A 12,173-nucleotide genomic window follows, 5' to 3' on the forward strand; every position below is an offset into this window, starting at 1 on the left:
GTTCTCCTTGATTGTCAGATTGAACTTGACGCCCGCATCATGCCTGCGCGAGAGCCAGGGCGGCGGGATCGGCACCGAGCACGGCGGCAAGCGCCTTGACGACCAAATTATGGTCCTCGCGCTGCGGCAGGCCGGAAACGATCGCCACGCCGATGATCCCGGCACCCTTCACGCGGATCGGAAAACCGCCCCCGGCAAGCGCGTAATCCTGCACGTCGACAGCACGGTGCGGCGGGAACATGCGATCCTCGCGATCCTGCTCCAGCACGAGGCGATAGCTGCTGGCGAGGAAGCGCTGAACGACATTGAACTTGCGGCGCACCCATTCCTGATTGTCCGCCGTCGCACCCGACGTGGTCGCATAGAACAGCCTCCGGTCCCACAGGCTGATCTCGATGGCAACGCCGAGCCCGTCCTCAAGCGCGAAATCGCGTATCCGGCTTCCCAGCGCGAATGCCGCCACCTCGTCGAAAGCATCAAAAACAAGCGTCTTTTCCTGAACGAGAATTTTGTCGATATCTTCGCGATGGCCCATTCGTCACTCCTCCGAAACCGGCTGTTCTTTTGCTCTTTTCAGGTCGAGATTGCAATGCCTCGCCACCCGGTGCGATGTAGGATGCCACCGCTCCGTGCTTGATTGATGACGCGGTTGCGGCTAGTGACGCGCCATGCAGAATAAAACACACAAGGGCGGCCTGCCCGACAATCCGGAACAGCACGAATTCATCGTGACCGCCGTTTTCAAGCGTGACGTGTTTTCCGAGACCCGTGCCGGCTACTTCGTCGGCGACCAGGAAACGCGGGTAATCCACCGGCTGGTCAGCGCCGCCCCCTGGTGGTCGCGGCCGATCGCCTGGATATTGGCGGGCCGCGAGATACGCGGCCTGAAGACCGTGCGTGGCCTCAAGGGCGTCCCGCAATTGATCGTCGCCGACCGCCATGGCCTCTACCGCTCCTGGACGGAAGGCACGCCGCTGCATCTCGCCCGTCCCGCTAATCCGCAATGGTACCGCAGCGCCCACCGCATTCTGCGCGACATGCGCCGTCTTGGTGTCACCCACAACGATCTGGCCAAGCCGCAAAACTGGCTGATGACGCCCGAAGGCGACGCCGCAGTGATCGATTTCCAGCTCGCCTCGGTCCACCGCCGTCGCGGATCGCTCTACCGCATGATGGCCTATGAGGATTTCCGCCATCTCATCAAGCAGAAGCGGGCCTTCGCCAGGCACCTGATGACGCCGACCGAAAAGCGCATCCTGGCGCGCCGCTCCCTGCCCTCGCGCATCTGGCGGGCAACCGGCAAAAAGCTCTACAATCTCGTCACCCGCAGCCTTTTCCACTGGTCGGACGGCGAAGGCACCGGCGACCGCATCGACAATGAAGGCCCGGCGATCATCGCCGCGCTGAAGTCCGATCCCCGCGTCAAGGACGTGGCGCTGGCGCTCTATTCGCTCCCCGCCAAGGGCGTCGGCATCTATGCCTTCGTCGAAACCGCGACGGCCGACGAACGCAGCCTCCGCGCGCGGCTGAAGGACCTTCGGGTGGAACTGGTCCAGCCGGTCGCCCACCTGCCCCGCCGCGCCGACGGAACCGTGCGCGACGATATCCTGCGCCTGATCGCCATGAACCAGATGACGGAACTCGACGATCTCCTGGCACGCGAGCCGGAGATGCGCCCGCTGGTCGAGGCGCTCGCCGCCCATCGGCTTAATTTCACCGACCGCCGGGTGACGCAGTTGGAGCGCTGAGGATAAAGAGGTTCTTGTTTTGCTGGAATCGGGAGGCACCCCCCTCTGTCCTGCCGGACATCTCCCCCACAAGGAGGGAGATTGACTGACACAACTTTCAGCGTTCCTTTGTAAGCGTTTGCGGTTGGTGCAAACCTTCATGAAGGCTAATCTCCCTCCTTGTGGGGGAGATGGGCGGCAGCCCAGAGGAGGGTGCTATTCCGCCCGCATTTCCAGCTAAGGCCCCTGCCGACAAGGCAGAGGAGATTAAAACGACGTGCGCTTCAGTTGAAGCCCAACCCACTCACCCCAGATATTTCCTGAAAAACCCAATCGTCCGCCCCCATGCGAGATCGGCTGCCTCCTTATTATAGCGCGCCGCCGACGTGTCATTGTTGAAGGCGTGGTTGGCGCCTTCATAGACATGGATCTCGAATGTCTTGCCGTCCTTCTCCAGCGCGGCCTTGTAGGCCTCGATCCCGGCATTGATGCGCTCGTCGAGTCCGGCATATTGCAAGAGCAACGGCGCCTTGATCTTTGCCACCTCGTCCGTCTTGGGCTGGCGTCCATAATAGGCGACGCCGGCCCCCAAATCCGGCGCATTGACCGCAAGATCGTTGACCAGCGCGCCACCCCAGCAGAAGCCGACCGCGCCGACCTTGCCAGTCGTCAGATCATTCTCTTTGAGATATGCGACCGTCGCCACGGCGTTGGCGATGGTGGCCTTTGGATCGAGCCCCCCGATCATCTCGCGCGCCTTGTCCTCGTCGGCGGGCGTGCCGCCTGAGGGCGATAGGAAATCCGGGGCAAGCGCCACGAAGCCTTCCAGCGCCACGCGCCGCGCGACATCGCGGATATGGTCGTTGAGCCCGCGGTTCTCATGAATGACGATAACGGCGGGCAGCTTGGCCGTACTGCCTGCGGGCCGGGCCATATAACCCGTCATCTCGGTGGTGCCCGCGCCCGGATAGGTGATATCCACAGCCGTGATGCGCTGGTCGTCCGCAGCTATGATCGCGGCCTGCGCCGAATTCGCCGCCAACATCGGCGCGATCATCGCGGCCGCCGCACCTGAGCCCGCAAGCTTCGTCAGCCTTTCCATGAAGCCGCGCCGGTCGAGGGTCAGATGGGTGTATTCGTCATAGGCATCGATCATGGCCTGGGTGATGACAGGCTTTTCCATCGCTCTTCTCCTGCTGGGAACACTTCCATCAGGATAAACGGCTGAGCATTTCGATCAAGCATAAGCGGGCGAGCCATCGCGCATCTTTTCAGGCTCCTTGACGATGCCGCAACGCCTTGAATTGCCGTTGAATTCCGATGAAAATCGATTTTTCGCGGCGGGATTCACACACTATTTCCGCCCTTTTGCTGGCGTTTCGGCCCCGAATCACTACATCAGGAGGAAATGTCAGATTTTCCGGACGACATGCCTTTCTTCGGGGATTCTGCCGCGCCGCGTGCGCAGGCGGGTGGCGCGCGCGCGCCCGAAGGTATCGCAGCCCGCGCGATGAAGGCTCGCGCCGCCGCTCCGGGCTACCTCCAGGGCCTCAATCCTGAACAGCGCCTCGCCGTGGAGACAACCGAGGGTCCGCTCCTGGTACTGGCGGGTGCGGGCACCGGCAAGACGCGCGTTCTCACTACCCGTATCGCCCATATCCTGTCGCTCGGTCTTGCCTACCCCTCACAGATCCTCGCCGTCACCTTCACCAACAAGGCGGCCCGCGAGATGAAGGAGCGCATCGGCGTCCTCGTCGGTGGCGCGGTGGAGGGCATGCCGTGGCTTGGCACCTTCCATTCCATCGGCGTCAAGATCCTGCGCCGGCATGCGGAACTCGCCGGCCTCCGATCAGATTTCACCATCCTGGACACCGATGATGTCATCCGCCTGATCAAGCAGTTGATCCAGGCCGACGGGCTCGACGACAAGCGCTGGCCGGCGCGCACCTTTGCCAATATGATCGACGGCTGGAAGAACAAGGGCCTCGGACCCTCCGAAATTCCGGAGGGCGACGCGCGCTCCTTTGCCAATGGCAAGGGCCGTCAGCTTTATCAGGCCTATCAAGACCGGCTGAAGACGCTCAACGCCTGCGATTTCGGCGACCTGCTCTGTCACCCCATCCGCATCCTGCGCGCCAACCCCGATATCCTCCGGGAATATAATGCCCGGTTCAAATACATCCTCGTCGACGAATATCAGGATACGAATACCGCACAATATATGTGGCTGAGACTGCTGGCGCAGCGGCCTCAAACACAGCGCGGCGAGAAAGAGCCGATCAACATTTGCTGCGTCGGCGACGACGACCAGTCGATCTATGGCTGGCGCGGTGCGGAAGTGGACAATATCCTGCGCTTTGAAAAAGATTTTCCGGGCGCTTCCGTCGTCCGGCTCGAGCGCAACTACCGTTCCACTGCCCATATTCTCGGCGCCGCCTCACATCTGATCGCACATAATGAGGGCCGGCTCGGCAAGACCCTGTTCACCGAAGCTGCCAACCCCGACGACGACCGGGTGCATGTCCATGCCGCCTGGGATTCCGAGGAGGAAGCCCGCGCCGTCGGTGAGACGATCGAGCAGGCCCAACGCAGGGGCCACAATCTCAACGACATGGCGATATTGGTCCGCGCCTCGTTCCAGATGCGCGAGTTCGAAGACCGTTTCGTCACGCTCGGCCTCAACTACCGCGTCGTCGGCGGCCCGCGTTTCTACGAGCGGCTCGAAATCCGCGATGCGATGGCCTATTTCCGCGTTGTCGCCCAACCCGCCGACGATCTCGCCTTCGAGCGCGTCGTCAACACGCCGAAGCGCGGATTGGGTGAGGCTGCGATCCGTCAAGTGCATGATTATGCCCGCGCCCGCGACATTCCGATGCTCGCCGCCGCTACCGATCTGGTGGCGACAGAGGAACTGAAACCCAAGCCGCGTTCGGCGCTGAAGCAAGTGGTCGATAATTTCAACCGCTGGCATTCGCTTCTCGATTCCAAGCCCCATACGGAACTCGCCGAAATGATTCTCGACGAGAGCGGCTATACCGCCATGTGGCAGAACGACCGCACGGCGGAAGCGCCGGGCCGGCTGGAAAACCTGAAGGAGCTCATCCGCTCCATGGAGGAGTATGAGAGCCTGCGCAGCTTCCTCGAACATGTCGCGCTGGTGATGGATGCCGAGCAAAACGAGGAACTCGACGCCGTCAACATCATGACGCTGCACTCCGCCAAGGGGCTGGAATTCGAGACCGTGTTCCTGCCCGGCTGGGAGGAAGGCCTTTTCCCGCATCAGCGCTCGCTTGATGAAGGCGGTCGCTCCGGGCTGGAGGAAGAGCGCCGCCTCGCCTATGTCGGCCTGACGCGCGCCAAGAAGAATTTGCACATCTGGTTCGTCTCCAACCGCCGCATCCATGGCATGTGGCAATCGACCATCCCCTCACGCTTTCTCGAAGAACTGCCCGAGGCGCATGTCGAAGTGGCGGAATCAAGCAATTCCTATGGCGGCTATGGCCAGTCTCGCTTCGATCGCGCCGATCCTTTCCAGAACAGCTATTCCACGCCCGGCTGGCAACGCGCCCAGCAGAACCGTTCTGAAGCGACGCGCTCGAACTGGGGCTCGCGCTCGGGCGCCAATGTCGAGCGCATCGGCTATGGCGAAGCCGATTCAGGCTTCGGCGCCGGACGTGGTTCGGTCAAGGGCCGCACCATCGATGGCGAACTGGTGGCAAAATCCGTGTCCGACACGCCATCTGCCTTCAAGCCCGGCGACCGCGTCTTTCATACCAAGTTCGGCAATGGCAACGTCGCTTCCATCGACGGAAACAAGCTCACCATCGATTTCGATCGCGCTGGCCAGAAGCGCGTATTGGACAGTTTTGTGCAGAAGGCGTGAGATCTACCGGCGCGCTGACGCCAGAATCATGGCCCAAAGCACCCTGTCCTCATAGCTCGCCCGCTTATTGCGGCTTACCCTTCGTCCACGTCACATTGCTGGCAAAGAGCGGGATCGCCGAAATCGAGGTCTTGGCGGAACCGTCCTGCACCTGCGCCGCATGCACCAGATAGATCATCGTATTGTTGGGTTTGTCATAGATGCGGGTGATGACGAGTTTTTTCCAGATCAGGCTGGTGCGCGTAGAGAAAACGCGCTCGCCATCTTCGTCCAGCGCAATATCGCCGATGGTGATCGGCCCGGTCTGCTGGCAGGAGATCGAGGCATTGGACGGATCCTCGAACCAGTTGCCCTTCTGCAGTCGGTCGATAAGACCGCGCTCGAACGAAGCGAGATGGCAGGTGACGCCCTGCACTTTCGGGTCCTGTACGGCGTCGATGACGATATCATTACCGAGCCAGTCGACGCCGACCTTACCGACCTCCTCGGCCCCGGCTGGTATGACCTGGCTGAGAATTGCGCCCGCGAAAAGAGCCATGGCGGCGAGAGCTTGCTTCATCGAAGCCTCCAGTTGAACAGGAAGGAATATATCCCGCATCAGAATTGGGATGTCGGCGTCAAGATTGCAAGCACGGTTTGAAGCCAGGCGGAAACAGGGTTTAAGTCCTGTTTATCCCCCTGCGCCCTGCCCCCATTTATCGAGAAAGGCGGAGATATCGAGCGTCTGCATGTCGGAAATCGCCTCGTAAAGCCGCTCCGCCGGCCAGTCCCACCAGCAGAGCGCCAGAAGCCGCTCGATAACATCAGTCTCGAAGCGTGGGCGGATGACGCGGGCCGGACTACCGGCGACGATCGTATAGGCCGCGACATCCCGCGTCACCACGGCATTGGCGCCGATCACCGCACCATGATTGATCGAGACACCGGGCATGATCACCGCGCCATGACCGATCCAGACATCATGGCCGATCGAAACCCGGCGCGCCTGGCGGCGGGCGCGGAATTCGCCGTCTACGCCGAGATAGCGGAAATATTCATTCGGCCGATAGCTCAGCTTGTGCGTGGTGATGCGTTCCATCGGATGTTCCAGCGCATTGATGCGCACATTGGCTGCAATCGAGCAGAACCGGCCGATATCGGCATAGATAGCTTCGCCATTGCGCTCGAAATAGCTGAAATCACCGACTGTCACGTCGCGTAAAATGACCCGCTCGCCGATTTCTGCATAGCGGCCAAGCTTCACGGATTTGAGCTGCGCCGTCGGGTGAATGCGCGGCTCGTCATTCTGGAAGCGCAAATCGTTTTGGTCGTTCATTTCCTCGAGCCTAGCCGAATTGTTGGCGGACACGCTTTTCGCGGCCGTTGCGACAGCGTATAATAGGGAAATGAAAATGGTGCACGATCATAGTTTGAGGAAATATTCGCTTGCTGCGGTGACGGCGCTTCTCGCCGCCGGCGCGACAGGGCTCGCCTTCGCCGGCTGGCTCAACCATGGCGAGGGCATTTTCCAGTCAATGATCCAGTCTGGCCTGTCCTGGTGTTTTTGATTGATGCGTAAAGCCCTCCCCGTCTTTCTTATCGCCCTGGTCGCGGTCGTCGTCGGCGCGCTCACCTTCAATCTCTGGCGCGACCGCTCGAAGGGCGATGATGCACCATTCGGCGAGCCGTTCCAGCTTGTCGCCACGAACGGCCAGCCAATCACCGAAGCGGCTTTCCGCTCACACCCATCGGCGGTCTTCTTCGGCTTCACCCATTGCCCCGATGTCTGCCCGACGACGCTTTTCGAGCTCGATGGCTGGCTGAAGCAGCTAGGCCCCGAAGGCGAGGCGGTCCGCGCCTATTTCGTCACCGTCGACCCCCAACGTGACGACGTGGAGACGATGAAAAGCTACGTCGGCAATGTATCGGATCGCATCATCGGCATCACCGGCGAGCCGGACAAGGTCGCGGCGATGCTGAAATCCTATCACGTCTATGCCCGCAAGGTTCCCACTAAAGAAGGAAACGAGAACGGCGACTACACCATGGATCACACCGCCTCGATCTTCCTGCTCGACGCCAAGGGGCGCTTTCGCGGCACCATCGCCTATGGCGAAAAGCCGGATACGGCGATAGCCAAGCTGAAAAAGCTGGCAGAAGGCTAGGATTCGCTTCTCATTCGCGGATTCATCCGCCATTGCTTCTCGAAATTCCTTTGATTACGAACACGCATTGCGCGGCTTTTCTGGCCTCGACCAAACAACCCACCGGCTGAAAGCCTGATATCATGTCGCAGACCCGCCTGTACCTCACCGCCGGAAAAGACGAAGCCGAACGCGTCTACCGCCTGCTCGAAGAGGAGTTCGAAGAGGATGGCTTGCCTATCGCCCTCGTCGAGATGGACGAGGAGCGGCAGATATTCGAGGTCTCGCTCTATATAGAGGCGGACCCCGACGCTGCCGCCGCGCGGATTGCCGACAGGATCGGCTCCGATGCCTTCGGACTTGAGATCCGCCGCGAGCAACTCCCTGATATAGATTGGGTGGTCCATTCGCTCGAAGGACTGAAACCGGTGCGCGCCGGCCGCTTCTTCGTGCATGGCTCGCATGATCGCGACAAGCGCAGACCGCATGATCTGGCCATCGAGATCGATGCAGGGCAGGCCTTCGGCACCGGGCATCATGGCACCACGGCGGGCTGCCTGCAGATGATCAGCGAAATCATCCGCCGCGAGCATCCCGGCAATGCGCTCGATCTCGGCACCGGCAGCGCCGTTCTGGCGATTGCCATCGCCAAGCTGGCGCCGATCCCGGTGCTTGCCACCGATATCGATCCGGTCGCCACCGCAGTCGCACATGAGAATGTCGTGAAAAACGGCGTTGCGGCGCGTGTACTGACGGCGACCGCCACCGGTTTTCACCATCCTGCGATGCGCAATGCCGCGCCTTTCGACCTGATCGTCGCCAATATCCTGGCGCGCCCGCTGATGCAGCTTGCTCCCGCCATGCGGCGGCACCTGGCGCCGGGTGGCTCACTCATCCTGTCAGGCATTCTCGACAGCCAGCGCGACAAGGTGCTCGCCGCCTATCGCACGCAGGGCATCTTCCACCATCGCACCTTGCATCGCGAAGGCTGGGTGACTCTACATCTCAAATAAATGGCGAAACCCGTTCATTCAAAACAAAAAGGCGACCAGAGGCCGCCTTTGAAATCTCTATCGGTCGAGCCGATCAGAACGGATAATAGGCGCTGCCGCCGCGCTTCAGGCCTTCGCGCGAATAGCCATTGGCCTTCAGCGTCTCGTCGTCCATCGACAAGAGCGCGCCGTTGACATAACGGGCAGCCTGCCTGCTGCGCGCCGCGACCAGATTGTCCATTGCAGCCCGGAAGAAGCCGCGCTTTGCACCATTGTTTGCCATTGTCTTTTCCTTTGCCCAAAGAGAACAGCTATTTCGGAAGCACTTCGTTCTCTTGAATAAAAGATAGGCGCTTTCGGCTCCATCAGCCACGGACAATGCTGCATGACAGCAATGCGTTTTCGCAGTGGCGCAGAAATACTGCGTTGCAAACGAAACGATTGGGAAAGATCGATAAGCAGAACTCCACAGCCTCCATTGCGCAGGAGGCATCGGACGGATAATTTCGCGAGCAAACAACCAAAGGTTCGCAAATCACATGTTCCAGTCCTTCGACGTCACCAGCAATCCGGCCAATGCGGCGCCGCGCGTGGCAAAACTCAGGGCCGAGTTGGAATCGCTCGGAATTGACGGTTTCCTCGTGCCGCGCGCCGATGAGCATCAGGGCGAATATGTGCCGCCGCGCGCCCAGCGCCTCGCCTGGCTCACCGGCTTCACCGGTTCGGCGGGCGTCGCGCTGATATTCAAGCACGATGCCTTCATCTTCGTGGACGGACGCTATACGCTACAGGTGCGCGAGCAGGTCGATCCCTCGATCTTCCAGATCGAGAGCCTTATCGACACGCCACCGGCCGTCTGGCTTGCCGAACACGGCAAGGGCCTTGCAATCGGCTTCGATCCCTGGCTCCACACCATCGCCGAAGCACAGGCGCTGCGGGACGCATTGGAGAAGAACGGCGGCAGGCTGGTGCCGGTCAAGGACAATCTCGTCGATCTCGTCTGGACCGACCAGCCCTCCCCGCCGCTGGAGCCGGTCACCATCCAGCCCATCGCCTTCGCCGGCAAGGAAGCCCGCCAGAAGCTGGAGGAACTGTCCCAGACCATAGCCAAGACAGGCGCCGCTGCGACGGTACTGACCGATCCCTCGTCCATCGCCTGGGCCTTCAACATCCGGGGCAAGGATGTGAGCAACACGCCGCTGCCCCTCTCCTTCGCCATGATCGCCGCTCAGGGCGAGCCGTCGCTCTTCATCGACAAGCGCAAGCTGCCCATCGAAACAGAGGCCTATCTGACGCAACTGGCGAAGCTCCGCTCGCCCAACACGCTCGAGGAATATCTGCAATCCTGCGCCTCCGCCGGCGACGCGATCCTGCTCGATCCGGCGCTGGCGGCGGAAAAGCTGCGCATGATCGTCGAGGAAGCCGGCGGCAGGATGATTGAGGGCAAGGACCCGGCGCGCCTGCCGCGGGCCATGAAGAACGAGGCAGAACTCGCAGGCTCGCGCCGCGCGCATGAGCGCGACGGACTGGCCGTGGTTTCCTTCCTGTCATGGCTGGATGAACAGGCGCCCGGCACCATCGACGAGATCACCGCCGCGAAAAAGCTGGAGGAAACCCGCCGCAGCGTCGCCGAAAGCTTCCAGATGCCGCTCGAGGATATTTCCTTCGACACGATTTCCTGCGCCGGGCCGAATGGCGCGATCATGCATTATCGCGTCAATACCGACACGAACCGCGTTCTGAACGCGGGCGAGCTCTATCTGGTCGATTCCGGCGGGCAATACCGCGACGGCACGACCGACATCACCCGCACGGTGCCGATCGGCAAGGTTCCGGATGAGCAGAAGCGCGCCTTTACGCTGGTGCTGAAAGGCATGATCGCCATTTCCACCGCACGCTTTCCCAAGGGCACGCGTGGCATGGATATCGATGTCCTCGCCCGTATCGCCCTTTGGAAGCATGGGTTCGATTATGCCCACGGCACCGGCCATGGCGTCGGCTCCTATCTGGCCGTCCATGAGGGGCCGCAGAACATCTCGCGGCGCGGCACGCAGGAACTCATGCCCGGAATGATCCTTTCCAACGAGCCTGGCTATTACAAACCCGACGCATTCGGCATCCGTATCGAAAATCTCGTGGCCGTCACCGAACCGGAACTACCGGAGGGTGGCGATATTCCAATGATGGGATTCGAAACCCTGACCTTCTGCCCGATCGACCGCCGGCTGATCGACACATCGCTGCTGACCAGGGAAGAACTCGTCTGGCTCGACGCCTATCATGCTGAGGTCCGCGAAAAGCTTTTGCCGCACGCAACGGCCGAGATGCGTGACTGGCTGGTCGCCGCGACTGAAACCTTAGGCTCTAAATCGGAAAGAAATGACGCAGTAGGATGATGAATGCCGCTCCGGCAAAGAACATCGGCATCATGCTGAAGCGCGTCGCGATCAGCCCGGAAAAGAGCAGTGTCGCGAACTCCTGCCAGCCATTGGTAAAGGCGGGAGGCGCGACGAGCGTGGTCAGCACCGCCGCCGGAACGGCATTGAGCCCGGCTTCGACGCGGTAATGGATTCGCTCGAAGCGGGAGAGGACGAGATGTCCGCCGACACGCGTAAGAAATGTCATGATGGCGGCGACGAAGATGATCCAGATGATCGTTGACATTGGTCAGTTCTCCTCTGAATTCACTGGCTTTGCCAGGATCGCGGCCACCAATACTCCCGCGATGGCGCCGATGCTGACATGCCAGGGCGAGCCAATGGTCTGGTAGGCTATGACGGAGGCGAGACCACTTGCGATGACCACCGGCAGCCATTTCGGTCGCGAGCGGAAGCCCATCACGAGGCCAAGGAAATAGATCGGCAGCAGCACGTCGAGACCTAACGCGTGGGGATTGGAGATGAGATTGCCGAACATCCCGCCGATGAAGGATTCGCTCACCCACATGACATAGACGGGTGTCGCAAGGCCGAGATACCAGGCAAAGCTGACCGGCAATCCCGCTTCGCTGCGCCTTTCCGTCTCGGCATATTGCGGATCGACCAGCAGGAAGAAGGAGACGACTTTCTGCCAGAAAGTGAAGTGCCTGATGCGCCGCCCGACGGAAGCCGAATAGAGCACATGGCGGAAATTGACCGCGAAGATCGACAGCACGATCAGCCACGGTGCGATCTTCTGGCCGAAAAGCTCAAGTCCCACCATCTGGCTCGCCCCGGCATAGAGCGTGGCGCTCATCAGCACCGCCTCGAATACCGTGAAGCCGTTGTCGATGGCCACGGCGCCGAAAAGCAGGCCAAAAGGCGCGGACGCGACCATGATGGGAAGTCCCTTGCGGAAGCCTTCCCAGAAATCGTCGCGCGGCTGCCTTGCTGTTTCGGCGCTGACCGCCTGATCCATGATATCTCCTCGAAGCCTTCGCTATCCCGAGCGCGAAGGCTGCTGTATCCAA

The 12,173-nt window shown here is 60.9% G+C and carries 13 protein-coding genes; 6 read left to right on the plus strand and 7 right to left on the minus strand.

Annotated elements, in window-relative coordinates; all coding sequences use genetic code 11:
* Positions 1–37: 37 nt before the first annotated feature.
* Complete coding sequence (locus DUT91_RS01175) at positions 38–535, minus strand: heme-degrading domain-containing protein (RefSeq protein ID WP_114438540.1); 498 nt, start codon at positions 533–535, stop codon at positions 38–40.
* A 133-nt stretch (positions 536–668) separates the two neighbouring features.
* Here DUT91_RS01175 and DUT91_RS01180 point away from each other — a divergent pair, with 133 nt between their 5' ends.
* On the plus strand, positions 669–1,748 hold the full coding sequence (locus DUT91_RS01180; protein WP_114438541.1) for a serine/threonine protein kinase: 1,080 nt from the start codon (positions 669–671) through the stop codon (positions 1,746–1,748).
* A 283-nt stretch (positions 1,749–2,031) separates the two neighbouring features.
* Here the strand turns inward: DUT91_RS01180 and DUT91_RS01185 are convergent, their stop codons facing one another.
* Positions 2,032–2,910: a dienelactone hydrolase family protein gene (locus tag DUT91_RS01185; RefSeq protein ID WP_114438542.1), complete on the minus strand. Its 879-nt coding sequence runs from the start codon at positions 2,908–2,910 to the stop codon at positions 2,032–2,034.
* A gap of 225 nt (positions 2,911–3,135) precedes the next feature.
* Here DUT91_RS01185 and DUT91_RS01190 point away from each other — a divergent pair, with 225 nt between their 5' ends.
* Positions 3,136–5,610 (plus strand): ATP-dependent helicase, encoded by a 2,475-nt coding sequence (locus DUT91_RS01190; RefSeq protein WP_114438543.1) that lies wholly within the window; start codon positions 3,136–3,138, stop codon positions 5,608–5,610.
* 64 nt (positions 5,611–5,674) lie between these two features.
* Here the strand turns inward: DUT91_RS01190 and DUT91_RS01195 are convergent, their stop codons facing one another.
* Positions 5,675–6,148, minus strand: a complete 474-nt coding sequence (locus DUT91_RS01195; RefSeq protein WP_245419489.1) for a CreA family protein — start codon at positions 6,146–6,148, stop codon at positions 5,675–5,677.
* A 132-nt stretch (positions 6,149–6,280) separates the two neighbouring features.
* Positions 6,281–6,925: a DapH/DapD/GlmU-related protein gene (locus DUT91_RS01200; protein ID WP_114438972.1), complete on the minus strand. Its 645-nt coding sequence runs from the start codon at positions 6,923–6,925 to the stop codon at positions 6,281–6,283.
* A 76-nt stretch (positions 6,926–7,001) separates the two neighbouring features.
* Here DUT91_RS01200 and DUT91_RS26100 point away from each other — a divergent pair, with 76 nt between their 5' ends.
* The 3 genes from DUT91_RS26100 (at position 7,002) to DUT91_RS01210 (ending at position 8,746) form a co-directional block, all read left to right on the plus strand.
* Positions 7,002–7,157 carry a hypothetical protein gene (locus DUT91_RS26100; protein ID WP_200834865.1) on the plus strand — a complete coding sequence of 52 codons (156 nt, stop codon included), beginning with the start codon at positions 7,002–7,004 and terminating at the stop codon, positions 7,155–7,157.
* A gap of 3 nt (positions 7,158–7,160) precedes the next feature.
* Positions 7,161–7,754: an SCO family protein gene (locus tag DUT91_RS01205; protein ID WP_114438545.1), complete on the plus strand. Its 594-nt coding sequence runs from the start codon at positions 7,161–7,163 to the stop codon at positions 7,752–7,754.
* 122 nt (positions 7,755–7,876) lie between these two features.
* Positions 7,877–8,746 carry a 50S ribosomal protein L11 methyltransferase gene (locus DUT91_RS01210; protein WP_114438546.1) on the plus strand — a complete coding sequence of 290 codons (870 nt, stop codon included), beginning with the start codon at positions 7,877–7,879 and terminating at the stop codon, positions 8,744–8,746.
* A gap of 73 nt (positions 8,747–8,819) precedes the next feature.
* Here DUT91_RS01210 and DUT91_RS01215 read toward each other — a convergent pair whose 3' ends face one another.
* The gene (locus tag DUT91_RS01215; protein ID WP_114438547.1) at positions 8,820–9,008 is read right to left on the minus strand and encodes a hypothetical protein; all 189 of its coding nucleotides are present in this window, start codon (positions 9,006–9,008) and stop codon (positions 8,820–8,822) included.
* Between the two features lie 256 nt (positions 9,009–9,264).
* Between DUT91_RS01215 and DUT91_RS01220 the strand changes: the two genes are divergently transcribed.
* The gene (locus DUT91_RS01220) at positions 9,265–11,121 is read left to right on the plus strand and encodes an aminopeptidase P family protein (RefSeq protein WP_114438548.1); all 1,857 of its coding nucleotides are present in this window, start codon (positions 9,265–9,267) and stop codon (positions 11,119–11,121) included.
* Here DUT91_RS01220 and DUT91_RS01225 read toward each other — a convergent pair.
* The gene (locus DUT91_RS01225; protein ID WP_114438549.1) at positions 11,090–11,389 is read right to left on the minus strand and encodes an AzlD family protein; all 300 of its coding nucleotides are present in this window, start codon (positions 11,387–11,389) and stop codon (positions 11,090–11,092) included. The genes DUT91_RS01220 and DUT91_RS01225 overlap by 32 nt on opposite strands.
* A 3-nt stretch (positions 11,390–11,392) precedes the next feature.
* The gene (locus tag DUT91_RS01230) at positions 11,393–12,121 is read right to left on the minus strand and encodes an AzlC family ABC transporter permease (protein WP_114438550.1); all 729 of its coding nucleotides are present in this window, start codon (positions 12,119–12,121) and stop codon (positions 11,393–11,395) included.
* Between the last annotated feature and the right edge of the window lie 52 nt (positions 12,122–12,173).

The organism is Paramesorhizobium salinisoli (assembly GCF_003335045.1).
Lineage (GTDB): Bacteria > Pseudomonadota > Alphaproteobacteria > Rhizobiales > Rhizobiaceae > Paramesorhizobium > Paramesorhizobium salinisoli.

Coding starts and splice junctions, on each gene's coding strand:
- DUT91_RS01205 (WP_114438545.1), top strand. CDS start 7,161: ATGCGTAAAGCCCTCCCCGTCTTTCTTATCGCCCTGGTCGCGGTCGTC.
- DUT91_RS01230 (WP_114438550.1), bottom strand. CDS start 12,121: ATGGATCAGGCGGTCAGCGCCGAAACAGCAAGGCAGCCGCGCGACGAT.
- DUT91_RS01225 (WP_114438549.1), bottom strand. CDS start 11,389: ATGTCAACGATCATCTGGATCATCTTCGTCGCCGCCATCATGACATTT.
- DUT91_RS01215 (WP_114438547.1), bottom strand. CDS start 9,008: ATGGCAAACAATGGTGCAAAGCGCGGCTTCTTCCGGGCTGCAATGGAC.
- DUT91_RS01180 (WP_114438541.1), top strand. CDS start 669: ATGCAGAATAAAACACACAAGGGCGGCCTGCCCGACAATCCGGAACAG.
- DUT91_RS01210 (WP_114438546.1), top strand. CDS start 7,877: ATGTCGCAGACCCGCCTGTACCTCACCGCCGGAAAAGACGAAGCCGAA.
- DUT91_RS01175 (WP_114438540.1), bottom strand. CDS start 535: ATGGGCCATCGCGAAGATATCGACAAAATTCTCGTTCAGGAAAAGACG.
- DUT91_RS01190 (WP_114438543.1), top strand. CDS start 3,136: ATGTCAGATTTTCCGGACGACATGCCTTTCTTCGGGGATTCTGCCGCG.
- DUT91_RS01200 (WP_114438972.1), bottom strand. CDS start 6,925: ATGAACGACCAAAACGATTTGCGCTTCCAGAATGACGAGCCGCGCATT.
- DUT91_RS26100 (WP_200834865.1), top strand. CDS start 7,002: ATGGTGCACGATCATAGTTTGAGGAAATATTCGCTTGCTGCGGTGACG.
- DUT91_RS01220 (WP_114438548.1), top strand. CDS start 9,265: ATGTTCCAGTCCTTCGACGTCACCAGCAATCCGGCCAATGCGGCGCCG.
- DUT91_RS01185 (WP_114438542.1), bottom strand. CDS start 2,910: ATGGAAAAGCCTGTCATCACCCAGGCCATGATCGATGCCTATGACGAA.
- DUT91_RS01195 (WP_245419489.1), bottom strand. CDS start 6,148: ATGGCTCTTTTCGCGGGCGCAATTCTCAGCCAGGTCATACCAGCCGGG.